This is a genomic window from Caloramator quimbayensis (assembly GCF_900167605.1).
Classification (GTDB): Bacteria; Bacillota; Clostridia; order Clostridiales; family Caloramatoraceae; genus Caloramator_B; species Caloramator_B quimbayensis.
Window position 1 is genome coordinate 174,156 of sequence record NZ_FUYH01000002.1, and the last position, 24,423, is coordinate 198,578.

At 31.2% G+C, this 24,423-nt stretch carries 21 protein-coding genes; 16 read left to right on the plus strand and 5 right to left on the minus strand.

Annotated elements, in window-relative coordinates:
- Positions 1-12: 12 nt before the first annotated feature.
- Positions 13-1,107: a Ger(x)C family spore germination protein gene (locus tag B5D15_RS02100; RefSeq protein ID WP_179122155.1), complete on the minus strand. Its 1,095-nt coding sequence runs from the start codon at positions 1,105-1,107 to the stop codon at positions 13-15.
- Entirely contained in the window at positions 1,104-2,180 is a 1,077-nt protein-coding gene (locus tag B5D15_RS02105) for a GerAB/ArcD/ProY family transporter (protein ID WP_078695452.1), read from the minus strand. Before B5D15_RS02105 ends, B5D15_RS02100 begins: the two co-directional genes overlap by 4 nt.
- Before the next feature lie 152 nt (positions 2,181-2,332).
- Between B5D15_RS02105 and B5D15_RS02110 the strand changes: the two genes are divergently transcribed.
- From B5D15_RS02110 to B5D15_RS02140, 7 genes are all read left to right on the plus strand, one after another.
- The gene (locus B5D15_RS02110; RefSeq protein WP_078695453.1) at positions 2,333-4,612 is read left to right on the plus strand and encodes a glycoside hydrolase family 65 protein; all 2,280 of its coding nucleotides are present in this window, start codon (positions 2,333-2,335) and stop codon (positions 4,610-4,612) included.
- Positions 4,613-4,638: 26 nt separating this feature from the next.
- Entirely contained in the window at positions 4,639-5,673 is a 1,035-nt protein-coding gene (locus B5D15_RS02115) for a LacI family DNA-binding transcriptional regulator (protein WP_078695454.1), read from the plus strand.
- Between the two features lie 180 nt (positions 5,674-5,853).
- Positions 5,854-7,116 carry an ABC transporter substrate-binding protein gene (locus B5D15_RS02120; RefSeq protein ID WP_078695455.1) on the plus strand — a complete coding sequence of 421 codons (1,263 nt, stop codon included), beginning with the start codon at positions 5,854-5,856 and terminating at the stop codon, positions 7,114-7,116.
- A gap of 128 nt (positions 7,117-7,244) precedes the next feature.
- Positions 7,245-8,156: a carbohydrate ABC transporter permease gene (locus B5D15_RS02125; protein ID WP_078695456.1), complete on the plus strand. Its 912-nt coding sequence runs from the start codon at positions 7,245-7,247 to the stop codon at positions 8,154-8,156.
- 20 nt (positions 8,157-8,176) lie between these two features.
- A complete protein-coding gene (locus tag B5D15_RS02130; protein WP_207651442.1) occupies positions 8,177-9,004 on the plus strand; it encodes a carbohydrate ABC transporter permease in 828 nt (275 codons plus the stop codon).
- Between the two features lie 19 nt (positions 9,005-9,023).
- Positions 9,024-10,211: a glucosidase family protein gene (locus B5D15_RS02135; RefSeq protein WP_078695457.1), complete on the plus strand. Its 1,188-nt coding sequence runs from the start codon at positions 9,024-9,026 to the stop codon at positions 10,209-10,211.
- The gene (locus B5D15_RS02140; RefSeq protein WP_179122156.1) at positions 10,169-10,522 is read left to right on the plus strand and encodes a hypothetical protein; all 354 of its coding nucleotides are present in this window, start codon (positions 10,169-10,171) and stop codon (positions 10,520-10,522) included. The genes B5D15_RS02135 and B5D15_RS02140 overlap by 43 nt, the downstream gene beginning before the upstream one ends.
- Before the next feature lie 187 nt (positions 10,523-10,709).
- Here the strand turns inward: B5D15_RS02140 and B5D15_RS02145 are convergent, their stop codons facing one another.
- The 3 genes from B5D15_RS02145 to B5D15_RS02155 form a co-directional block, all read right to left on the minus strand.
- Positions 10,710-12,668 carry a sensor domain-containing protein gene (locus B5D15_RS02145; protein WP_078695459.1) on the minus strand — a complete coding sequence of 653 codons (1,959 nt, stop codon included), beginning with the start codon at positions 12,666-12,668 and terminating at the stop codon, positions 10,710-10,712.
- Positions 12,669-13,011: 343 nt separating this feature from the next.
- On the minus strand, positions 13,012-13,791 hold the full coding sequence (locus tag B5D15_RS02150; protein WP_341427719.1) for a DeoR/GlpR family DNA-binding transcription regulator: 780 nt from the start codon (positions 13,789-13,791) through the stop codon (positions 13,012-13,014).
- A gap of 57 nt (positions 13,792-13,848) precedes the next feature.
- The gene (locus tag B5D15_RS02155; RefSeq protein WP_078695461.1) at positions 13,849-14,337 is read right to left on the minus strand and encodes a heme-degrading domain-containing protein; all 489 of its coding nucleotides are present in this window, start codon (positions 14,335-14,337) and stop codon (positions 13,849-13,851) included.
- Positions 14,338-14,451: 114 nt separating this feature from the next.
- On the opposite strand from B5D15_RS02155, the gene B5D15_RS02160 reads away from it, so the two are divergent.
- From B5D15_RS02160 to B5D15_RS02200, 9 genes are all read left to right on the plus strand, one after another.
- Positions 14,452-15,321 (plus strand): SDR family oxidoreductase, encoded by an 870-nt coding sequence (locus B5D15_RS02160; protein WP_078695462.1) that lies wholly within the window; start codon positions 14,452-14,454, stop codon positions 15,319-15,321.
- Between the two features lie 14 nt (positions 15,322-15,335).
- Positions 15,336-16,382 carry a Gfo/Idh/MocA family protein gene (locus B5D15_RS02165; protein ID WP_078695463.1) on the plus strand — a complete coding sequence of 349 codons (1,047 nt, stop codon included), beginning with the start codon at positions 15,336-15,338 and terminating at the stop codon, positions 16,380-16,382.
- A 14-nt stretch (positions 16,383-16,396) separates the two neighbouring features.
- Positions 16,397-18,688 (plus strand): formate C-acetyltransferase, encoded by a 2,292-nt coding sequence (locus B5D15_RS02170; protein ID WP_143287171.1) that lies wholly within the window; start codon positions 16,397-16,399, stop codon positions 18,686-18,688.
- A gap of 12 nt (positions 18,689-18,700) precedes the next feature.
- A complete protein-coding gene (locus B5D15_RS02175; RefSeq protein WP_179122157.1) occupies positions 18,701-19,543 on the plus strand; it encodes a [formate-C-acetyltransferase]-activating enzyme in 843 nt (280 codons plus the stop codon).
- 121 nt (positions 19,544-19,664) lie between these two features.
- Complete coding sequence (locus B5D15_RS02180; RefSeq protein ID WP_242948672.1) at positions 19,665-21,701, plus strand: BglG family transcription antiterminator; 2,037 nt, start codon at positions 19,665-19,667, stop codon at positions 21,699-21,701.
- A complete protein-coding gene (locus B5D15_RS02185; RefSeq protein WP_078695465.1) occupies positions 21,694-22,131 on the plus strand; it encodes a PTS sugar transporter subunit IIA in 438 nt (145 codons plus the stop codon). Before B5D15_RS02180 ends, B5D15_RS02185 begins: the two co-directional genes overlap by 8 nt.
- A gap of 10 nt (positions 22,132-22,141) precedes the next feature.
- Positions 22,142-22,822 (plus strand): transaldolase family protein, encoded by a 681-nt coding sequence (locus B5D15_RS02190; RefSeq protein ID WP_078695466.1) that lies wholly within the window; start codon positions 22,142-22,144, stop codon positions 22,820-22,822.
- A gap of 57 nt (positions 22,823-22,879) precedes the next feature.
- Entirely contained in the window at positions 22,880-23,938 is a 1,059-nt protein-coding gene (locus B5D15_RS02195) for a PTS fructose transporter subunit EIIC (RefSeq protein WP_078695467.1), read from the plus strand.
- 13 nt (positions 23,939-23,951) lie between these two features.
- Positions 23,952-24,290 (plus strand): PTS fructose-like transporter subunit IIB, encoded by a 339-nt coding sequence (locus B5D15_RS02200; protein ID WP_341427727.1) that lies wholly within the window; start codon positions 23,952-23,954, stop codon positions 24,288-24,290.
- Positions 24,291-24,423: the final 133 nt, after the last annotated feature.

The window sequence follows — 24,423 nt, forward strand, 5'->3', positions numbered from 1 at the left end:
CAGCCAAAGCTTTCACCTCCTTATAACTCTACCTATTGAATTTATTTTTATTTCAACCTCAACATTAATTGTAGAATCTTGAAATTTATCTATAATCAGCTTTTCCTTATCCTTTCCAAGTTTTGCAACAGCATATTTTTGAATATCGAAAACATCAACTCCATATTCCCTTTGGTATTTTTGTATTATATTTTCAAGCTTTGTCTTTAATTCTTCAGAATATTTTTGTTGAATATTTTCTATAGTTTTTTTATCAAGTTCTTCAATTTCACTTAAGCTGTCTTCTTTTATAAGAGAATTGAGATTTAGTTTTATATCATATGTAATATTATCATCTTCAATATTAACCTTTACTTTTCTTTTGTTTTTGGAAATAATATCAAAGGATTCTAAAGTACTTTTACCTTTAAAATTTAGATATCCAAGGGAGTTTTCATTTCTTAGCATATTTACATATTTTACATCTTCTTCGGGAATTTTGAAAATCATTTTATCCCCTTCAAATACGGCAATGCTGCTAAGCTTAATTGTATCTTCATATTTTTCAATATAAGGAAGCATTATTCTTCTTCCCTCTTGGAATCTCATGTTGTACAAATCCTTTATATTGGTATCCCTTTGAGTAAAGTTAGTTTCATAGGAAGATTTTATTAAACCCTCTATTTCTTCTGACATAGAGGTTGATTCTAAAGGTTTCATATTAAGGATATCTGAAGCTTTACCTTTACATATTGCAACCGTTGTGTTTAAATTTCTATCCTGGTCTCTTAAAAAGGTATCTATAATATCGCTTATTCCAAATTTGGCCCTGTCTTCACTTATTAGAAGTGTTTTTAAAGTTCCAGTAAGATATGTTTTTTTAGTTAAAAGAAGTCTTTTGTTGTACATATCAAAAACTGATTTTCCTGTTTGGATTGAAACATCCTTTGATATCTTATTATTATCTGAAAAAATAAGAAACTCGAGGGTACCAGATAGAATTTTATTATCTATAATATCATGGCCTGCTCCAGATACTACTGAAGTTCTTTCAATAGGGACTTTATTATAACATCCTGACAGTAAAATAAGAGGAATAATTACAAAAAAAACTTTAAAATGTTTCACTTTGATGCACCTCTTTTTATATAGCTTATTATTAATGTCAAAAGAGACCATGAAAATATAAATATTATCATATAAGGAAGAACAGTATTGACTATCTGGGACCTATTATACTCTGGAATTAAAAATAATGATGCAAAAAAAATCAGTACAGTTAAAATAATAGAGCACTTATTATATGAGATATTAAATAGTTCAGATAACAAATAAGAGCATCCAAATCCCCCAACTGAAATCGTATGGAAAATTTTGTTTCCCCAAAAGAAAATAAATATAGGTTCAAAGTTTGATAATACAGGGATTTCAGCACCAGCAACAAGGTATAAAAAAGGATACTGAAGTTTAGATGTAAGTTTCCAGCCGCAATAATTTATGATTAAAAGTATAGTTAAAGTGTATAGAACTATTGTTATAAGGCTTCCTAATATACCATATTTTATTGCTTTATCTTTTTTAGATAAAAATGGAATTATAAGAAAGCAAATTTCAACTCCGGAGTAGGAAAAAAGAGTATCGGGCATTGCCTTTAATATTCCATCAAAACTGCTGATTAGTGGAAGAAGATTGGTAATATCTCCCCTATTAACAAAGTAGAGCGGTATTAAAAGCAATAATATTGTAAGAGGAAAAATTATTTCTGATACTCTCCCAATATAAGTTAGTCCATAATTAATAGATAAATAGGTTATGAATGAAGTAATAAAAAGTATTATATAATAAGGTAAAAATTTAGTAGTCGAAAATGTTAATACATTGGTAAAGCCAGAAATAACAAAGGCTGAAAAAGATAAAAAATATAGTATAAAAGCAAAGGATAAAACATAGGAAATTACTTTGCCATATATCTTTTGATTTAATTTATTAAAATTTAGGTAGTCCATGTTTTTGTAAATAAGACATGAGGAAATAACAACATAGATTGGATAAATGCCGCTTAAAAGAACGCTAATCCACCCTGACTGCTGAGCGGTTTTACATACCGTTGAAGAAAGAGAAAGTATTCCAACTCCTATCATTGAGCCTTGAACTATGTACATATATTGAAAACGGGTAATTTCGTTGCGATATTTTTTCACATAATCACCTTCATTATTAGTTTATCACATTAGTTTTTTACTATGTATCAAAATTTTAAATATTCTAATATAAAGAAAATATTGATTTTTTAGCAAATATTACATATAATGAAAATAACAAAAACGATTACGGAATTTTAGGAGGTTTTTCGATGGGCTCATTATGGGAGATTGTATTAAATGATTATAATTATAAAAACAATAGAAAATATGAAACTATATTTACGTTATCTAATGGATACAGAGGATTTAGAGGGGTTCAGGAATTTTCGAAAATATTTGAAGCAGGAAATTTTATTGCAGGTATTTTTGATAAGAATGATGCCCAAGTTACGGAAATAGTAAACTGTCAAAATCCGTTGGCTTTTAATATATATTTTGACAGTGAGAAAGTTGATATTGACTTTTCAAAAGTTTTAGAGTTTGAAAGAAAACTTAATATGAAAGAAGGCATTTTATATTCTAAATATTTACTTAAGCTTCCTTCAGGAAAAGTAGTAAAAATTGAAACAGATCGTTTTGTCAGCAGAAATAATGTTCATAGATGGGCACAAAGATATAAAATAACTCCAGTTAACTTTTCAGGGAAGATGTTCATTGAAAATATAATCGATGGAACTGTTACAAATAGCAGTTTTGATGTTGAAAACAAAACAAAGCATTTAAATGTAACCGATGTTTTAGATTTGAAACCGGGGATTGCATTAAAGTCTAAAACAATAGATAAATGTATAGAAATTATTGAAACAGCCTATATCAATTGTGAAGAAAAAGGAAATATATTTACTAAAAGAAAGTTTAAAAGGTTTGGAGAAACTGCAAGAGAACTCTATGAAACCTATGTAAAAGAGGCAGTGGAGTATGTGATAGTAAAATATGGGACAACCTATACATCGAGAGACAGCGATAAGGATATATCAGAGCTTTCAAAGGAAGAACTTTTAAAATTTTTATATGATGGTTATGAAAAAGAAAAAAATCTTCACTCTGAAAAAGTTAAAGAGCTTTGGGATATGATTGATATTATAATTAAAGGCGATGATGAAGCGCAAAGAGGAATAAGATTTAATCTTTATCACCTATCATCATCTGCTTATGATGGAGATGATAGGGTAAGCATTGCAGCAAAGGCTCTTCATGGGGAAGGATACAAAGGCCATGTTTTCTGGGATACTGAAATATTTATGCTTCCATTTTTTATCTATACAAATCCTAAGGTTGCAAGAAGCCTTTTAATGTACAGATATAATACACTAAATGGAGCAAGGGAGAATGCTAAGCTTAACGGATATAAAGGGGCACAGTTCCCTTGGGAATCTGCTGATGATGGTCTTGAGGTTACTCCGAAATGGGGATTTGACTATGATGGCAATCCCGTTAGAATATGGACAGGAGATGAGGAATTTCATATAAACTCTGACATAGCCTTTGGAATATGGGAATATTATAGAGCAACCGGTGATGAGGAATTTTTACTTAAATATGGTATAGAGATATTTCTTGATACTGCTAAATTTTGGAATAGCAGGATTGAATATAATGAAAAGTATGATAGATATGAGATAAATAAAGTTATAGGTCCTGATGAGTTCCATGAACATATAAATAATAATGTTTATACAAATTATCTTGCAAAGTGGAATATTAAAAAAGCATTACAGCTTGTAGAGATTTTAAAAGTAAGAAATGAAAAATTAGTAAACAGGCTTTGTAGCTTTCTTGGTATTACAGAGGATGACTTTAAAGAGTGGAATGAAAAGGCAAATAAGATATATATTCCTATGTCAAAGGATGGGAAAATAATAGAGCAGTTTGAAGGATATTTTGAGTTAGATGATATTGATATAAAAGAATATGATGAAAATGGTATGCCAGCTTGGCCGGATTTAAAAGGGTTAAAGCTTCATGAAACACAGCTTATAAAGCAGGCAGATGTTATAATGCTTATGCTTCTTTTAGGAGATGAATTCGATTTAGAGACTAAGAAAATAAACTATGAATACTATGAGAAAAGAACTATGCACAAATCATCCTTAAGTCCATCTATGTATTCTATTATGGGGCTTAACGTTGGAGATACCCACAATTCATACAAATATTTTATGAAGACAATATATACAGACCTTGAGGATAATCAGGGGAATACAGATTTTGGACTTCATGCAGCATCAACTGGAGGCTCGTGGCAAAGCGCTGTTTTTGGATTCGGAGGGTTTAGTGTTGATAAGGACGAAATTCCTAATTTTAGTCCTTGGATTCCAGAAAAGTGGAACCAGCTGACATATAAAATAAATTGGAAAAGTGCTTTAATTAAAGTAAGCGTTATGAAGGGAAAGGTTGAAATTGAAAGCTCAAAGGATATAACAATTAAGGTTTATGGAAGAAAGTATGAAGCTGCTAAGAATGAAAAAATCATTATAGATAAGCACTAATAAATAAAATTTCAGAGGAGGTAAATATGGAAAAAAACCTTACAATCAAAGATGTAGCAAAAAAAGCTGGTGTTTCTGTAAGCACCGTATCGAGAGCTTTTAATAATTACAGTGATATAAATCCTGAAACAAGGGAAAACATATTAAAAATTGCGCAGGAGTTGAATTACAAGCCTAACATAGTAGCAAAGAGCCTTAGTTCAAATAGAAACTTTAGGCTTGGAATGATAGTTGAGGATTATAATATAACAGGTATGCTAAACCCTTTAGTTTTCCAAATAATGATGTCTTTTAAAAGCACAGCTGATAAATTAGGATATGAGGTGGTTCTTTTATCTACAAACACTGATACACAAAAGTCAGTTAAACTTAGCACGATTTATTCACAAAAACAGTTTGATGGTGCTTTTATTATGGGTCTTAAATTATCAGACGACTATTATAGAGAACTTATTGAATTTAATCATCCCTGCGTGCTCTATGATATATATATAAACAATCCTAATGTTGGATGCGTTGGGGTTGATAATACTAAGGGTTCATTTTTAGCTGTTGAACATTTAATAAATTTAGGACATAAAAAAATAGCCATGATAAATGGGCATAAGGATGCTTTTGTAAGCTATGAGAGGCTGGATGGATATATGCTTGCACTAAATAGATATGCACTACCGGTTGATAAGAGTTTAATCTATTATGCCGACTTTACAGATCAAGGAGCGGCAGCTGCAGTAGAAGAACTTCTTATCAGGCATAAAGATATAACTGCTATATTTTGTGCCAGCGACCTTATGGCTATAGGAGCTATAAATGCATTAAATAACAGGGGTTATTCAGTTCCAGATGATATATCAATAGTAGGATTTGATGATTTATATCTTGCACAGCTATCAAATCCAAAACTTACTACCATAAAACAGGATGCACAGGCAATTGGAGAATCTGTTGCTAATCTTTTAATAAATCTTATTTCAGAGCAGAGAATAGGGCGAGTAGTTATTCAGCCTGAAATAGTTATAAGGGAATCAACAAAAGCTCAGTATTTGAAGGCAAACCCTTAACTTAGCTATTGCTAAATAAAAATCCAGCATAAATTGTAATATTTTTTGCGCAGTTACAACTTATACTGGATAATAAAAATACATGATAACTAATTATAAAATAAAAAATGTATATTTTCAATCAGCATAGCAATATTTAAGGGTTTTGCATAGATAATTATAAAAAAGGGGGATCTAAATATGAAAAGAGTCTTATCATTATTTCTTGCTTTGTGCATGACAGTAACATTATTTGCAGGCTGCAGTAAAAAAGCAGCTCAGACAAATCAGCAAAATGAACAGCAACAACAGACAGAACAAAAAAAGGAACCAGTAACAATAACGGTTGCAACCTTCTCTGATGCTTTCGGCAACAAATGGGAAAAGGAAGTTGCTGATGAGTTTATGAAGCAGAATCCTGACATTAAGGTTAATCTTGAGCAGTATCCAGGAGATTTTTTTAAAGCTCTCGAAAACAAATTTATAGCAAATCAGGCACCAGATGTATTTTATCTTGATATAGTTCAAGCACCATCCTTAATAAATGCTGGAAAGGTTGAGCCTATTGACGATTACATAAGTAAGTACAATTATGATATTGATGATATAGTGCCATCCTTAAGGCAAGCCTTTACTTGGGATGGAAAGCTATATGGTATTGCAAAGGACTATAACATGCTTGGACTTTTTTATAACAAAGAAATGTTTGAGAAAAAAGGATTAAAACCACCTACAAATTGGGAAGAGCTAAGACAGTGTGCAAAGATGCTTACAACAAAGGATGTTAAAGGTTTAGCACTTCAAAACGAAATTGCAAGATTTCAGCCCCTTGCATATCAAAACGGCGGAAGTATGATGGATGGACAAAATCCCAAGGTAAACAGAGATGAAAACATAAAGGCTGCGGAATTTTGGACAAGCTTATTTAAAGATGGTCTTGCAGTAGAGCCTAAGGATATTGGAGAAGGATGGGACGGAGATGCCTTCGGCAAGGGTAAAGTTGCTATGACAATTGAAGGCGGATGGATGTGCAAATATCTTCAAAACACAGCTCCTAATCTTAAGTATGGTGTTGTTGAACTTCCAGTTAATAAAACAAAGTCAACTATGGCTTTTACAGTTGCGTGGGGTATAGCTTCCACATCACCTAATAAAGATGCAGCATTTAAATTCGTTTCTTTTATTACTAACAAGGATAATCAAAGAAAAGTTATACCAGAGCAAAATGCTCTTCCATCAAGAATATCACTTCATCAGGAATTTAAGGACAAATTCCCAATGTGGGATGCCTTTACTAAATCCTATGAATACGCTGCTCCATATAATTATGGCATTGCAGGTACAACAGTAATAGACGAGGTTGGAAAAGCTCTTGAAAAAATAAAGCTTAAAAAGTCTGATGCTAAATCAGCCTTTGATGAAGCACAAAAAAATATAGAAGCATATCTTGCTGATGTTAAATAGTACAAAGGACTAAGATTAAAAGGATATTTACTCCTAAAATTTATTTATAGGGGGTAAATATCCTTCTATTGCAATTTGATATGATATAAGATTATGAGAATAAATATAAAATTAGAGGAGGAAGATTAATGCCACAAAAAAGAGGGAAACCATCCTATGCAAAGAAAGATGCTGTTTGGGGATATTTATTTGTTCTTCCTGCAATGATTTTAATTGCAGTATGGATAATATACCCCATGATATTTGCTTTTAGATTGAGTTTTATGAATTTTAAATATCTAACTCCTGAAAAGGCAAGGTACGTAGGATTTGCAAATTACATAAGAGCTTTTTCTGATGATACTTTTAAAAAAGCTCTAACAAATACATTTAAATACTCTTTGATAGTTGTTCCTGTGCAGACTATAATATCACTGCTATTAGCTCTTGTCTGCAACAGCAGAATAAAGGGTAAAACTTTCTTTAAAGTAGCCTACTATATTCCTTCAATAACTTCAGCTCTTGCAGTTGGAACGATGTTTAAATTTTTATTCAATCAGCAGGGAATTATTAATAGATTTTTATCAAATTTTGGATTTCACTCTGTAAGTTGGTTTGAGGATCCTAGTTATGCTCTTCCTCTTTGTATGATTATGGCAATATGGTCCTCAGTTGGAGGAGGTATGATATTATTTCTTGCAGGACTTCAAGACATACCAAGCTCTGTAATTGAAGCTGCACAGGTAGATGGTGCCAATGGATTTCAAAGGTTTTTAAAAATTATACTACCCCTTTTAAGACCAACGATTTTTTTTGCAGTTGTAACTGGCATTATAGGAACTCTGCAAGTGTTTGACCAGGCCTATATTGTATCAAGAGGAAGCGGAGGTCCTTTGGATTCTACTATGACTGTTGTTCTTTATATATACAATAAGGGTTTTAGAACAACAAATGCTAATATGGGATACCCATCAGCTCTTGCATTTCTTCTTTTTGCAATTATATTTACTCTAACTTTAATACAAAAGAAATTCTTCGATAAGGGTGCTGAAAGTTATTGATAATGGGGGGAGGAGAGAAAATGAATCAAAATAGCAGTAAAATAAATATGTCTAAAGTTATATTTTACATAATCACAATATCATATGCATTAATTGCAATTATGCCATTTATATGGTCTTTTTATTCATCCTTTAGAACTCCTGAGGATGTAAATAAAATAAATATAAGTTTTAAAAATTTGAGCATGATGAATTACAAATATATTTTTACCAACCTCCCAATAGGAAGATATTATTTGAATAGCGTAATCGTAGCAGCAATAGTAACAGTAGGGAATCTTCTTATAAATTCTATGGCAGGCTATGCCTTTGCAAGGCTGGAGTTTGCGGGGAAAGATATAATGTTTATGATTGTTTTAGGAATAATGATGATTCCTGGGCAGGTTCTTATGGTTCCAACATTCGTTATGCTTTCAAAATTAAACTGGCTCAACTCATTTAGAGGACTTACAATACCTTTCCTTTTTAGCAGCTTTTATATATTTATGATGAGACAATTTTTTATGTCAATTCCAAAAGATCTTGAGGAAGCAGCTTTTATAGATGGAATGAGCAGAGGAGGGATATTCTTTAAGATAGCCCTTCCACTTGTAAAACCAGCACTTTCAACACAGGCGATAGGTCTTTTTATAGGGAATTGGAATGCTTTTTTGTGGCCGAGCCTTATTGCAACCAAAAAGGAATGGTTTACTCTTCCTGTAGGACTTGGAGATCTTGAATTTAGATATTTTTCATTTCAAAATCAGGTTATGGCAGGAACGATGTGTCTTACAATACCAATTATAATAATGTTCTTAGTTCTTCAAAAATACATTATTGAAAATTCAACTACATCAGGTATGAAATAAATAGCAAGGAGTATACAGTATGGACTGTTTAAAGCATATGAAAATTTCGAAGAAAAATAATCTAAAGGACTTATATGGCTGCTTTGGTAATAGGGTTTATCTTATAGGGGCTCAGGATGGTACCTTTCCGGATTTTGGGAATCATATAAAATATGAAATGGGCGGTATATGGGATCATCCTATAAAATTAATGGATGGGTATTGGATAAAACTTATTGAAGATGACAAAAAAGTATGGCTTGAAAGTGCCTTAGAATATACAACAGGGAGCTTTTTTAATGAGCTAAAATATAAAGTAGAAGAATTAAATATTGAAGTTTTAAGGCATGAGTTTTGTCCAGATGATATTGAGGGATATGTTGTGTGTTTTACTATAAAAAATTTAGATAACAGGGGAAGAAATATAAGTTTAGAATTTTATGGGAAAACAGAACTTAGGGGAGTTTGGACGTCAGATTGGGTGGGGGCTCATGATGAGGATGATTTTGGAGAATATGTAAAAAACTTAAAGGCAGTGGTAGCCTATGATGAAAAAAATCCATGGTTTGTTGCTTTTGGTTCAGATTTTATTCCTTGTGAATATAAAGTTGAAAAGGATTTATATGCCTTTGAAAAAACAAAGGGCAGAGGTATAACGGGATATTTAAAATATGATTTATGTATTGCACCTTTAGGAAAAGAAGATATAAGATTTTTTATTGCAGGATCGTGCAATTCAAGGAAGGAATGTATAGATACATTAAATTATGTAAGAGAAAATCATAAAATATTGTATAATCAAAAAGAAAAAAGGATAAATGATCTTTTGCAAAGAAGTGATATTAATATATGTGATAAAGATTATAAAAGGGTTTTTGACTGGATAAAAATAAATTATGATATGTTAAATAGAAAAGTTGCAGGTATTGGGGAAGGACTTGGGGCAGGTATACCAGAATACCCCTGGTGGTTTGGAACTGATTCTTCCTATGCACTTTATGGTGCCATAGCTTTAGGACAGTTTGATTTAGCAAAGAATACCTTAAGACTTTTAATGAAAATATCCAAAGAACAAAATGGTAACGGGAGAATAATCCATGAAGTTGTAACAAATGGAGTAGTATCGAATGATGGTAATACTCAGGAAACGCCCCACTTTATAAAAATGGTTTATTATGTTTTTCTGTGGACAGGAGATGTAGAATTTCTCAAAGAAATGAGTTTTTAAAAAATTTTGTACCCCAAAATGGAGCTTATAAAGATGATATGACAATGTCAATTTCAACAGGGGTTATGGCAGTTTGTGAGGCAAACTATAAAAAATCAGACAAAGCCTTTAAATATATGAAGAAAATGGCATCATTCATAGATGTTGCAATGCCAGGGACCTTAAGTGAAATATCTCCTGATTATGGATGTTTCCTTCAGGCATGGTCCGGCAATGGTATTGTTTGGCCTCTTATCGACGGTATATTTGGTATTAAGCCAAATGCCCATGAAAAAATATTTACAGTAGCTCCTAATCTTTCAGATGATTAGAAATATTATTCAATAAAAAACCTTTATGCAGGGGATAATATATTCGATATAATATATAATGAAGAAGATGATGGAAAATATATTGAAATTTACTCATTGAAAAATGAGTGGAAGGTTAAAGTTTTTTCATCTGAAAATGTAAATGTAAAGGTAAAAAACAAAGGCTAAAGGCTGCTAACTGCAGCCTTTAGCCTTTGTTTTTATCAATAATTTTCAGCGCTTCTTCTAAGGGCAGGGGTTTGCTGAAATAATATCCTTGTATCTTATTGCATTTGAATTTTTTAAGGTAATTCATCTGTTCCTGTGTTTCAACTCCCTCAGCAACTATTGAAAGTCCAAGCCTTCTTCCGAGGATTACTATATAGTCGGTAATCGAGCGTTTTCTTTTCTTTGCATCTATCAAGTCTATAAATGATTTATCTATCTTTAAAGTGTTGATTGGAAGGGCTTGAAGATAGCTTAAAGAGGAATATCCTTGTCCAAAATCATCCAGAGCGATTTTAAAGCCCATGTTTTTAAGCTTATTAAGCTTGTTTATAATAATCTCAAAGGATTCCATAAGTACTGATTCGGTGATTTCAAGCTCAATATATGAGGGGTCTATTCCATAATTTTTAACTGCATCAACAACAATATCAGTAAAGTCATCCTCAAGTATTTGAACGACTGATATATTAACGCTTATAATACAGTCTTTATATCCCATCTCATGAACCTTTTTTATAAATTCACAGGATTTTTCAAGTACCCATTTACCAAGAGGGATTATAAAGTGATTATCCTCTGCTATTTTTATGAATTTATCAGGGGGTATAAATCCAAGTTCCGGGCTGTTCCACCTTATAAGGGATTCAAACCCTGTAATCTTTGAGTTTCTTAAATCGTATTGTGGCTGAAAATAAAGCATAAACTCGTTTTTTGTTAGAGCGTTTTGAAGATGGCTCTCTATTTTTAGCCTTTCTATGATTCCCTCATGCATAGAAGGGTTATAAAATAAATATTTTCCCTTCCCCTGCATTTTTGCTTTATACATTGCAATATCAGCATTCATAAGTATTTGGCTGAAAACATAGCCGTGATAGGGGTGATAAGATATACCCATTGTTACTGAAAAATGTATTTCTCTGTTTTGGACAACTACAGGGGTATGTGTTGATTTAATAATGCTGTCTGCGATTGCTTTAATATCGTTTTCAGCTTCAAAGGATGCAACAAGTAAAAACTCATCCCCTCCATAGCTGTAAAGCTTTCCATAGTTTTGGGAAACAGATTTGAATCTTTTAGAAAGTTCTATAATGAACTTATCTCCAAAATCATGCCCCATGGTATCATTTATGTATTTCATATTATCAATATCAAACAAAAACACAGCATATTTAGGAAGTGTAGTTTTTTCAAAATCCTCACAAAGTGCAATTCTGTTTGGAAGTTTTGTAAGATAATCGCTGTATGCAAGATTGTGAAGATTTTCCTGAGCCTTTTTAAGTTCATCTATATCAATACTTGCAGATACTAAAGTCTTTTTTTCTCCCTCTTCATCTAAAAGTACAACTCCCCTTAGCATAAGATATCTATAATCCCCATTTTTAGTTTTTATCCTATATTGTAATGTAAAGCAGGGAGTTTTGTCTTTTATGTGATTTTCTATAGCATTTTTTAAAGTGCTATAATCATCAGGAGGAATTAAATTTTTAAATCCCCCCAATAATACTATTTCATCAGGCTTGTATCCTGTGAGTTCCTTCCATTTACCATATAGATTAAGTGTATTAGTTTTATAGTTATATTCATAAATTGCATCGTTAGCCGCCTCAACAATAAGCCTGTATCTTTCTTCATTTTCTCGAAGATGCTGCTCTAGTGCACTGAGCTCTTCATATTGCTCTTTAAGCTGTGAATCCGCTGCTGTTATCTGCTGATATAATGAAGTAAGTTCTTCGTTGCTTTTTTGGAGCTGTTTTTTCATTTTTACGATTTTCATAGAATAAATGATAATTAAAAAATTTGAAATAATTGAGATGATTAATATTGCAGCAATTAAAGCCCAATTTCTAAGCCAAAAGGGCAAATCTATGTTTTTAATGGTGCAAAAATAATTATTTAAGCTAATTATGCTGCTGCTTAAAAGTTTAAAGTATAAATACAAAATAAACCCTCCGAAATCTTTTTAAGTTTATAAGCCGCCCTTAATATGTTAATTTTTCTGTGTTGTTAACTGCTTTAATGTAATAACATAATAAAATCCTTAATTGTCTAATTTTACATGATTCTATTATATTATATTTTAGATTTCAGGAAAAGATAAATTTGGACAAAAATCAACAAATTATTTATTTTTAGAAAATAATTTAAAGCAATTTAAAGTGATTGAAATGCGAGAGTATATAATAAAAATAAAGAGTTTTCATTAAATAAAAAATATAAAAAAACCGGATATTTAACCGGTTTTTTTGTAAAATTAAATTTTTGTTAAAAGTCAATAAAATATTCTAAATTATCTCAATGCCGTTTTCGATTAGTATATTTTTAATATCATCATCTATTAACGCATCTGTTATAATGCTGTCTATATCATCTAAGGAAGCGAATTTATAATTGCCATCATAATAAAATTTCTTTTTTTCCATAACGATATAATTTTTCTTTCCGGCTTTTATTATTGATGATTTAGTTATACCGTCTTCTATTTGAAAGGTAGTGATGCTTTTATCAAAAACATCTATTCCGCAGCTTCCAATAAAGGTTTTATCGAATTTATATCTCGATATTAATTCAATAGATGGTGAACCGACAAAGCCATTAAGATTTTTGTTTAATAATCCTCCTATGCATATTGCAGTTATATTGTTCTTGCTTGAGAGAACATTAACCACATCAAGCATATTTGAAACAACGGTTATGTTTTTACTGCTTTCAGCTAAAAGCTTTGCAAGTATAATATTGGTAGTTGATATGTCAAGAAATATTGTTTCTTTATCTTCTATAATATCAAAGGCTTTTTTAGCGATTATTGTTTTTGATGATATATCTATATCCTTTCTTGAAACTATATCCTGCTCATGGGCAGATTCTCTAAAAAGCACAGCACCGCCATAGGTCCTTTTTAGATATCCTTTGTTTTCGAGAACTTTTAAATCTTTTCTGATGCAGTCCTCGGTAACATTAAATTTTATGCTTAAATCTTTTACCTTTAACTTTCCCTCTGATTTTAATATTTTAAGAATCTCTTCTAATCTCTCTTCTGGAAACACTATACTTCTCCTTTCCATATTAATTGCTTAATATAATTATTTAGCATCAAAATATTTTTTACAATATAAAATTTATTATTTTTTATTGTTTTGAAGCAGGTTTAAATATTCTTTAATAGATTCAACAACTAAATTATGATCTTCCTCTTGAGAAAGACCTGATACTGTAATCGTCCCAACAACACCGGTATTTTTAATTATAATTGGGAAGGCACCTCCAAAGGGAGCATATTCTTTTGAAGATATTAGATACTTTTCTTCTATAGTCTTATTTATTAGTTTTAGTTTTGTTCCAATATATAGTGAGCTTCTAAAAAACCTGTTTACCACATTGTTTTTTCTTCTTATCCATTCATAATTATCAGGTGATGCTCCATCAAAGCAGTAATAAAAAAGTTTATTTGAATTTTTGGTAATATCAATAGCAATAGGTTTAGATAATATTTTAGCCTTTTCAATTATTATCAAACCTATTTTTAAAGCAGAATCGCTGCTGAAATAATCAAATTGAAGTTCTCTTTCCTGCTCTTCGATTTCATTAAGCTTAATTTCAAGTTTTTCCATATAAACCTCCATATAAAATTTTATTGCTTATATTGATAGTTGTATAATAATAATATATAATAATAATAAACAATAATCAATAATAATAAACAATATTAATTAGGAGTGAACAGTATGAAAAAAATTTTATTAACAGGTGGATTGGGATTCTTTTGCACAAGATTTTTTGAAAGATATAAAAATGAATATGAAATTTTATCAACAGATAAGGACGATTTAAATATTACTGACGAAGAAAAAGTATATGAAGCCTTTGAAAAATTCAGACCTGATTATGTAATTCATGCAGCAGCAATTGCAGTTACTGATTTTTGCAACAAAAATCCGGAAATCGCAAGAAAAATCAATGTAGAAGGGGCGGTAAATGTTGCAAAGGCCAGCAGAAAGTATAATTCAAAGCTTCTTTTTATAAGTACAGAACAGGTTTTTAACGGGAATATGAATTCAGGTCCATATACCGAAGAAGATATTCCAGTTCCAAACACAGTGTATGGTCAGAATAAACTCGAAGCTGAAAAGCTGTTGAAAGATATATTAGATGAATTATGGGTAGTAAGGTTTACATGGCTTTTTGGAATGCCCGAAAGAAATAAGGGAATAGCTTCAAATATATTATGGGAAACGATATCTTCTCTTATAAAAGGAGAAAAGATATATGCATCTCCCCATGAATTTAGAGGAATGACATATGTTTATGATATGATAGAAAACATTGTAAAAGTGTTTGATATACCCTATGGAACATATCATATAGGAAGTACAAATGACATGAGCAGGTATGATGTTGTAAAACATATACTAACAGAAATGGGGCTTCATGAGAGAATAGATGAAATATTAGTTAAGGATGAGGAAAAGTATAAAGATGCACCAAGGGATGTAAGATTAAATACTGAAAAAATAAAAAAATGCGGAATAGAATTTCCAACGACAAAAGAAGCAATATCAAAATGTATTAAAGAATATAAACTATATTTTAAGTAGGGACAGGTGAGATTATGGATTCAATTAATTTTGCAATAATAGGATACGGTTCTATTGCAAAAACTCATGCATTAGCAGCATATGATGCAAATTTAAGATTTAATCTTCCCTTTTCTTTGAATCTTAAGTATGTTGTAACGAGAAATCAGAGGGACATAAAACTTTACGGTGTTAAAAACACTATTGATGTTGAAGAGGTTTTAAAGGATGAGAGTATAGATTTTATAAGTATATGTACTCCAAATGATTCACATTTAGAGTATGTTATTAAGGCAGTAAAATATAAAAAGGCAGTTTATTGTGAAAAACCTTTGTCATCAAACTATGAAGATGCTCTTAAAATGACTGAACTTGTAAATAATAATGGAATTAAAAATGCAGTTGCATTAATGTATAGATTTATACCGGCTGTAGGGCTTTTAAGAAAAGAAGTTGTTAAAAGAACAATAGGAGATATTATTGATTTTAAATTAAAAACCTATCATAAAAGCTATTTGAGCAGCAGTAAAAAGGGAAGCTGGAGAACATTAGAGTCATCAGGAGGAGGAGCCCTTTTAGATTTAGGAGTACATCTTATTGATTTAGTACAGTTTACCCTTGGAGAGATTAAAAATATTAATGCAAAAAATAAAATATATTTCAAAGAAAGAAGCTATGTAGATGAAGTTTCAAGATGCGATATAGAACTAATTGACGGCACAGAGGGAAGCATTGAGGTGTCGAGAATATTTGCAGAGGGTGAACAAAGGGATAGTTTTGAAGTTTTCGGAACAAAGGGAAGCATGAAAATAAATTTTAAAAATCCATATGTATTAGAAGTTTATTTAAATGATACAAATACATTAAATTTGATAAAACCTTCTAATAATTCTTTTGATATGGAGTTTTTCCCTGATGAAAGAAATATTCTCGGATTTTTTCAAAGTGCGCATACAGCATCTATTATAAATTTTGCTAATTCAATATATGAAAATAAAGATATAGGCAATGCAGCATCCTTTAATGATGCATTAAAATGTCAAAGATTAATAAGTGAAGCATATAAGAGCGGATTAAGGTGATATGAGGTGAATTTATGCTGAGTAGAAGAATAGAAACTTTAAAAAACGAACTTTTTAAGGAAAAAAGACAAATATCCCTTGAAAGAGCAAGGCTTTATACTGAAAGCTATAAAAACACTGAAGGTGAACCTTCAGTTATAAGAAGAGCGAAGGCCCTTTCTAATATATTAAGTAAAGTAGAAATAGAAATAAAAGATGGAGAACTTATTGTTGGTGATAGAACAGTTCAACCCCGTTCAGGAGTTGCTTCGCCTGAAATGTCACCCTATTGGATTTTAGAGGAGTTAGATGAATTTTCAACAAGACCTCAGGATAGATTTGAGATTTCGCAGGAGGATAAAGAGTATTTTAAAAATGAGCTTTACCCATATTGGAGTGGTAAGTCATTAAAAGATTACTGCAATGAACATATACCACAGAATATAAAGGATACTGTAAAGGCTAAAATAATTGCTTTAAACCAGACGGATAAGGGACAAGGTCATATAATTCCAGATTATTCAAAATTGCTTAAAAAAGGTTTAAAAGCAATGATAAATGAAGTAAAAGAAAAAATAAATGAAAATGAGGATAATTATTTTTACAGAGCTTCCCTTATTACCCTTGAGGCAGCAAGAGATTATATATTAAGATATGCAAAACTATCAGAGGAGATGGCAGAAAAGGAGAGGAATTTAGATAGAAAAAAAGAACTTGAGGAGATATCGAGGATTTCATATAAGATTTCTGAGGACAAACCTGATACTTTTTATGAAGCACTTCAGCTTTTTTGGTATATAAGCGTTATTTTCCAGCATGAATCTAATGCAAGTTCAATATCTATTGGACGTTTTGATAAATACATGTATCCTTATTATAAAAAATCTTTAGAAGAAGGAATTGATATTGAATTTATTAAAGAGCTTTTAAGATGCTTGTATATTAAATTTAATACGATTGTAGCACTTAGGAGTACAGAAAGTGCTAAATATTTTGCAGGCTTTCCAACAGGCTACACTATTGTTTTAGGCGGGGTTGATGAAAATGGAAGAGCATCTGTAAATGAGCTGTCATACATCATGCTTGAAATTTTAGGGGATATAAGACTTCCGCAGCCAAATTTAAGTATAAGAGTAAATGAAAATACTCCAATGGATTTCTTAATAAAAGCATCCGAGATAATAAGACTTGGTACAGGAATGCCTCAGGTTTTTAATGATGAGGTTAACATACCATCGTTTTTAAATAGAGGTGTATCACTGTATGATTCGAGAGATTATGCTGTGGTTGGATGTGTAGAATTATCAATACCTAAAAAAACCTATGGACTTCACGATATAGCATTGTTTAACTTATTAAAAGTATTTGAAATTACATTAAGAGAGAAAAAATCAGAAATAGGCAGCTTTGAAGAGCTTTTAGAAAAGTTAAAAGAAAACATATCAAAATATGTAAAGGATATGATAGAAGGTTCAAATATAGTAGACATGGCACACAGACAATGCGCACCAACGCCATTTCTTTCAAACTTTATAAATGGATGCATAGAAAAAGGAATGGATGTAACAGAAGGCGGTGCAATATATAATTTTTCAGGAGTACAGGGGATAGGTGCGCCTAACCTGAGCGATTCTTTATATGTTATAAAAAAGGCTGTTTTTGAGGAGAAGCTGATTACGCTAAAAGAATTAGTTGACATTTTAGAGAGCAACTATGAAGGAAGAGAGGATTTAAGACAGAGATTCATAAACAAATATCCTAAATATGGAAATGACATTGATGAGGTTGATTATTTAGGTTCTGAGGTGCTTTCCCATTATTGCAGGGAAGTTGAAAAATATAAAAATATAAGGGGTGGAATATTCCAGCCAGGCTCATATACAGTTTCAGCTCATATTCCTTTAGGCGCAGCTGTTGGAGCAACTCCGGATGGAAGAATGAAGGGTGAGCAGCTATCGGATGGAGGGCTCTCTCCTATGGTTGGAAGGGATAAAAATGGACCTACTGCTGTTTTAAAAAGTGTAAGCAAACTTGATAATTATCTAACCTCTAATGGAAGCCTTCTTAATGTAAAATTTTCGCCTCAGGCATTAGAAGGAGTTGAAGGAATAAAAAAACTTGCAGGATTTATCAGGGCATTCAGCAGGCTAAAAATACAGCATGTACAATTTAATGTAATTTCAGCAGATACATTAAGAGAAGCACAAAAACATCCTGAAAAGTATCAAAATTTAGTTGTAAGGGTAGCAGGGTACAGCGCAATATTTGTTGAGCTTGATGAAGCGATTCAAAACGATATTATAAGAAGAACAGAACATTCTTTTTAGGAAGTGATTATAATGAAAGCTATGATTTTCAATATACAAAGATATAGTCTGCATGATGGTGAAGGTATAAGGACAGTTATATTCTTTAAAGGCTGTCCTTTAACTTGCCCTTGGTGTTCTAACCCTGAATCTCAAAAGCTTGAAAAAGAAATAATGAGAAGGCAGAGCCTTTGTATTGGGTGCAGCAGTACAAACTGTTATAAGTGCAATAAAGATCCTAAAGATTGTCCCACAGGAGCATTAGAAAGAATAGGTAAAGAAATGACACTAAGGGAAGTACTTGATGAGGTTAATAAAGATGCAGTATTTTTCGACTCAACAGGAGGGGGAGTAACATTATCCGGAGGAGAACCTTTGCTTCAGGGAGAGTTTATAGTTGAGCTTTTAAAGGAATTAAAAAAGATAGGTATTCATACTGCTATTGAAACAACGGGAATGGGAAGACAGGATATAATAATTGAAATGTCAAAGCATATTGATACTGTATTATGGGACTTTAAAATAATGGACAAAAGACTTGCAAAAGAAGTAGTTAATCAGGATATTGATGTTATGAAAAATAATTTTGAAACATTGATTAAAAATAGTAATAAAGTTGAAGTAATCCCAAGAATACCATTAATACCGCACTATACAGCAAACATAGAAAACATTCAAAAAATATTAGATTATATCTCTAAATTTGACTTAAAACTTGTACACATTCTGCCTTTTCATCAATACGGCAGTTCTAAATATAAGGCTTTAGGGGAAGAATATAAGTTAAAGGATGTAAAAACACTTGATAAAAATGAAATTGAAGAGATTAATAAGTTTATTGAATGTAAAGGATTTAAAGTTATTATCGGAGGTTAATAGTTTTTTAATAAGATATTGTTACCTTATTATTACGGTAAACTTTGAACTTTTGATATGTAGAATCCAAGAAAATTACATGCTAACATTATAAATAAGAAGAGGAGCTAAGGTGACAATTATGAATTCAAAAGAAAATATAAAAACAAAGATTGCACTTATACTTGTTGAAAGAGATGAACCTATTACAGTTAAAGAAATTTCTAATCAGGTACAGCTTAGTGAAAAAACAATTAGGAAGTATATTGATGAAATAGAATATGAATTTAAAGAAAAAGGGATTGAAGTTATAAGGAAAACTAATGTTGGAATTCAGCTTAAAATGAGTGAAGAGAGAAGGGCTGAACTTAAAAGGGATATAAACATTCATGGCTATAATGAATACACATCAGAGTATAGACAGCAATATATTTTAAAAACGCTTTTTAAGAATAGATATACTTATACAATACAATTACTTTCAGAAGATCTTTATTGTAGCAAAGGTACAATATTAAATGATCTGATATATGTTCAAAAATGGTTAGAAAAATATGGACTGTGCCTAAAAAGGAAACAGAATCAAGGGCTCTGGATAGAAGGTAGCGAAAAAGCATATAGAGATGCAATGATGAGTTTGTTCTTTCAGCTAAAAGAGAATTCAAATGAAGATATAGATATTAATGAGATTGAAAGACTTGATTATAGGATTGACTATATAAATTATAAGAAGTTAAAACAGTTTTTTCCGAGAACAAATTTTATTTTAATACAATCTACTGTTCAGGAAGCAGAACGAAAATTAGGTTATTCTTTTACAGATCAGGCTTTTATAAATATAATTGCTCATATAGCAATTATGATTGAGAGAATAAAGTTTGAAAGAAAAATAGAAATAGAATCAAATTTATTTCAAAATATTAAACAAAGTAATGAATATGTAATTTCAAAATGGATGATTTATAAACTTTCTAAGGAATTTGAAATAGAAATACCTGAGGAAGAAACAGTGTATTTATCATTACATTTACTTGGAGCTAAAATTCAAGAAAATATAAATCAAAACAATTATGATATGCTTTTTAATTCTGAAAACAAAGTTTATATTGAGTTTGCAAAGGAAATTATAATACTTGTTGGTGAAATTCTCGAAGTAGACTTATCGCAAGACAAGATGTTGCTATTAGGTTTAGCATTGCATTTAAGACCTACAATAGTAAGACTTAAGTACGGTCTACAACTTAGAAATCCTTTACTTGGAAGAATTAAAAAGGAATTTGTCAGCATCTATGGAGCAGCGTGGGCATGTAATAGTATATTTGAAAGAAGGTTTGGTGTATCAATAAATGAGGATGAAGTAGCCTATATAGCTCTTCATATAGCAGTTGCAATGGAAAGATTAAATGAAAGAATAAGAACAGTTATTGTATGTTCAAGTGGTATAGGGACATCACAAATGGTAGCGAGAGAATTAAAAAAGCAATTGCAACAACTTGAAATTATTGATGTAATACCGTTGCATCTTTTAACAGACAAATTAATAGAAGAAAATGATTTAATAATAAGTACAATACCGATTAGACAAAAAAATGAAAAAATCGTTAATATAACAACTCTTGTGGATGAAAGAGATATATTAATAATAAAAAATAAAATTGATGATATTAAGATAAGACATATGAAATTAAAAACCAAAATGGAATATCAAGAAAATATTCCTGAGCAGAAACATTATTTAGAAGGAATTATTACAAAAAAATATTGTTTTATTGAGGAAGGAAATGAAGACTTTCTTGAAATAGTAAAAAAATATGCAAATTTAATGGAAACAGAAGGTATAGGAAGTCAAGGATTTTGTAAAAGTGTAATAGACAGAGAAATAAAATCCTCAACAGTTATAGGCCGTGGGATTGCGATTCCGCATTCAACTGAAGAATATGTTAAAAAGTTAGGGATATGTATTATAAAACTTAATAATCCTGTTAAATGGAATAATGAAGAAATAGACTTGATTCTTATTCTTGCTTTAAGGTTTAGTGATCTAAATGGAACAAAAGAATTTTTTAAGAATTTTTATTCAGTACTTGATAATGAAGAACTCATTAGAAAAATAAAAAATGCAAAAAATGAGGAAGAAATCGTGACATTATTCTTAAATGGAGGGGAATTAAATGACTGATTTAATAAGTAAGAAAATGATTGTTCTTGATTTAGATGTTTCTAATAAAGATGAAGCTATAGAAACACTAGCTAGAAAAATACAAGAAGAGGGAAGGCTTAATGATTTTGATGGATATATTAAGCAAGTAAAAAAGAGGGAAGAAGAATTTTCAACAGCAGTAGGCTTTGACATTGCGATTCCACATGGCAAGTGTATTCACGTAAAAAAAGCAAGTGTTGCTTTTGCAAGATTAAAAAATAAGATTAAATGGAGCGAAGATGAAAGTGTTAAATATATTTTCCTTCTTGCTGTTCCAGATAGTGAAGCCGGAGACAAGCATCTTCAGATAATAGCACAACTTTCAAGGAACATTATGAGAGATGAATTTAGAAGAAAACTTGAAGATAGTAATGAGATAGATCAGATAGAAAAGGTGTTGGAATTATAGGAGGGATATGATGCTATATTTAATGGATACAGCAAATATTGAAGAAATTAAAAAAGGTTTTGAATTTTATCCTTTATCGGGGGTAACAACAAATCCTACTTTAATAACAAAAGAAAAAAAAGGATTTAAAGAAATACTTAAAGATATTAGAAATATTATTGGAGAGAATTCAATGCTGCATGTACAAGCAGTTGGAAGAACAGCAGAACAAATAGAGAAGGAAGCACTATACTTACAAGAGGTTGTGGGAGAGAATTTTTATATAAAAATACCTGTTACTCCTGATGGAATTAAAGCTATAAAAAAATTAACCCAAAAAGGAGTTAAGATAACTGCAACTGCAATCTTTAATGCTCAGCAAGCACTTATGGCTGCAGAAGCAGGTGCAGAATTTACAGCACCCTATATAAACAGATTAGATAATATTTGTGGAGATGGAGTTAAAGTAGTTGAAGAAATAATTAGTCTATATAAATTAAATGGTCTAAATACAAAGGTACTTGCTGCATCATTTAAAAATGCTGAACAGGTGCATAAAGTAGCATTATGTGGGGTACATTCTGTTACACTAAATTATGAAATATTAGAAAAGTTATTATATCATCCATTAACTGATATAAGTGTAGATAAATTTATTGAAGATTGGGAGAAATTTTATGGTAGTGGAAAACTTACTACTGATGTAAAGTAAATTGTTAATTTTGTTATGCGCATAACATTATAAATATTAAATTAAGGGGGATTTATTATGTTAGAATTGTTAAAAGACACACGTAGACATCTTATGACAGGCGTTTCTTACATGATTCCATTCGTAGTAGCTGGTGGTGTTCTTCTTGCATTAGCAGTTATGATATCTGGAAAAGCAGCAGTTCCTGAAAGTGGATTCTTAAAATCAATGTCAGATGTTGGTATTGCAGGCTTGACATTATTTGTTCCTGTACTAGGTGGATTTATAGCTTACTCAATGGTTGATAGGCCAGGTATAGGTCCTGGTATGATTGCAGCTTACCTTGCTAATTCAAAAGGTGGCGGATTTTTAGGAGGTATGATAGCAGGTTTAATAGCAGGAATAGTTGTTTATTATCTAAAAAAGATAAAAGTACCAGAGGTAATGCGTTCAGTAATGCCAATATTTATTATTCCACTTGTTGGAACATTTATTTCAGGTATTATAATGGTATTATTTCTTGGACAACCTATTGCAGATGCAATGGCAGCATTAAATACTTGGCTACAAGGCATGCAAAGTAGCTCAAAAATTGTTATGGGATTAATATTAGGTTCCATGATAGCATTCGATATGGGTGGTCCAGTTAATAAAACTGCATTTTTCTTTGCAGTTGCATTGATGCAAACTCATCCAGAGCTCATGGCAGCTGTTGCAGTTCCTGTATGTACTCCACCACTTGGATTAGGATTAGCTTCATTAATATTTAAGAAGAAGTTTACTCAAGAGGAAAAAGAAGCAGGTAAAGCAGCTCTTATTATGGGGTGTATAGGTATAACTGAAGGTGCTATTCCTTTTGCAGCAGCGGATCCAATAAAAGTTATTCCTTCAATTATGGTTGGAGGTGCTGCAGGATCAATAACTTCATTGTTAGTTGGTGCTCAGAATCACGCACCATGGGGAGGGCTTATAGTACTTCCAGTTGTAGCTAATAGAGCAGGATATGTTATTGCAGTTATAGTAGGTGTTATAGTAACTGCACTTATGGTTAGTTTATTAAAAAAAGAAGTTACTGAAGTTACTAGCACACAAAACAGTGCTGATTCATCTGATGAAATAGACTTACAATTTGACTAATTATAATTTTCTTATGAGGGGAAGTGAAGATATGAATGTAGTAGCTGTTACATCTTGTCCATCAGGTGTTGCACATACTTATATGGCAGCAGAATCTATTGAAAGAGCTTTTAAGGATGCAGGACATAATATTAAAGTTGAAACTCAAGGATCAATTGGTATCGAAAATAGGATAAGTCAAGAAGAAATAAAAAAAGCTGATTATGTTATATTAACCAAAGATATAGCAATAAAAGATGAAGAAAGATTTCAAGGTAAAACCATAGTAAGGGTGTCAGTTGCAGATGCAATCAAAAAGGCTGATGCAATAGTGAAAAAATTAGAACAACATTATGCAAGTAATAAAAAATAATAGAAGTAAATAGCCAGATTAATCTGGCTATTTATCTTACAGTGCGCCCGGCATGGGCAACAGCTTGGCGGTGAAAGTCCGCTATGGGCTTGGTAGTGGGAACCATTAGCCAATGGCAAGGGTGTCCATCGTG

What these genes read in the sequence shown, in the direction of transcription:
- B5D15_RS02110 (WP_078695453.1), top strand. Translation starts at nt 2,333, where the DNA reads ATGGGCTCATTATGGGAGATTGTATTAAATGATTATAATTATAAAAAC.
- B5D15_RS02115 (WP_078695454.1), top strand. Translation starts at nt 4,639, where the DNA reads ATGGAAAAAAACCTTACAATCAAAGATGTAGCAAAAAAAGCTGGTGTT.
- B5D15_RS02120 (WP_078695455.1), top strand. Translation starts at nt 5,854, where the DNA reads ATGAAAAGAGTCTTATCATTATTTCTTGCTTTGTGCATGACAGTAACA.
- B5D15_RS02125 (WP_078695456.1), top strand. Translation starts at nt 7,245, where the DNA reads ATGCCACAAAAAAGAGGGAAACCATCCTATGCAAAGAAAGATGCTGTT.
- B5D15_RS02130 (WP_207651442.1), top strand. Translation starts at nt 8,177, where the DNA reads ATGAATCAAAATAGCAGTAAAATAAATATGTCTAAAGTTATATTTTAC.
- B5D15_RS02135 (WP_078695457.1), top strand. Translation starts at nt 9,024, where the DNA reads ATGGACTGTTTAAAGCATATGAAAATTTCGAAGAAAAATAATCTAAAG.
- B5D15_RS02150 (WP_341427719.1), bottom strand. Translation starts at nt 13,791, where the DNA reads ATGGAAAGGAGAAGTATAGTGTTTCCAGAAGAGAGATTAGAAGAGATT.
- B5D15_RS02155 (WP_078695461.1), bottom strand. Translation starts at nt 14,337, where the DNA reads ATGGAAAAACTTGAAATTAAGCTTAATGAAATCGAAGAGCAGGAAAGA.
- B5D15_RS02160 (WP_078695462.1), top strand. Translation starts at nt 14,452, where the DNA reads ATGAAAAAAATTTTATTAACAGGTGGATTGGGATTCTTTTGCACAAGA.
- B5D15_RS02165 (WP_078695463.1), top strand. Translation starts at nt 15,336, where the DNA reads ATGGATTCAATTAATTTTGCAATAATAGGATACGGTTCTATTGCAAAA.
- B5D15_RS02170 (WP_143287171.1), top strand. Translation starts at nt 16,397, where the DNA reads ATGCTGAGTAGAAGAATAGAAACTTTAAAAAACGAACTTTTTAAGGAA.
- B5D15_RS02175 (WP_179122157.1), top strand. Translation starts at nt 18,701, where the DNA reads ATGAAAGCTATGATTTTCAATATACAAAGATATAGTCTGCATGATGGT.
- B5D15_RS02180 (WP_242948672.1), top strand. Translation starts at nt 19,665, where the DNA reads ATGAATTCAAAAGAAAATATAAAAACAAAGATTGCACTTATACTTGTT.
- B5D15_RS02185 (WP_078695465.1), top strand. Translation starts at nt 21,694, where the DNA reads ATGACTGATTTAATAAGTAAGAAAATGATTGTTCTTGATTTAGATGTT.
- B5D15_RS02190 (WP_078695466.1), top strand. Translation starts at nt 22,142, where the DNA reads ATGCTATATTTAATGGATACAGCAAATATTGAAGAAATTAAAAAAGGT.
- B5D15_RS02195 (WP_078695467.1), top strand. Translation starts at nt 22,880, where the DNA reads ATGTTAGAATTGTTAAAAGACACACGTAGACATCTTATGACAGGCGTT.
- B5D15_RS02200 (WP_341427727.1), top strand. Translation starts at nt 23,952, where the DNA reads ATGAGGGGAAGTGAAGATATGAATGTAGTAGCTGTTACATCTTGTCCA.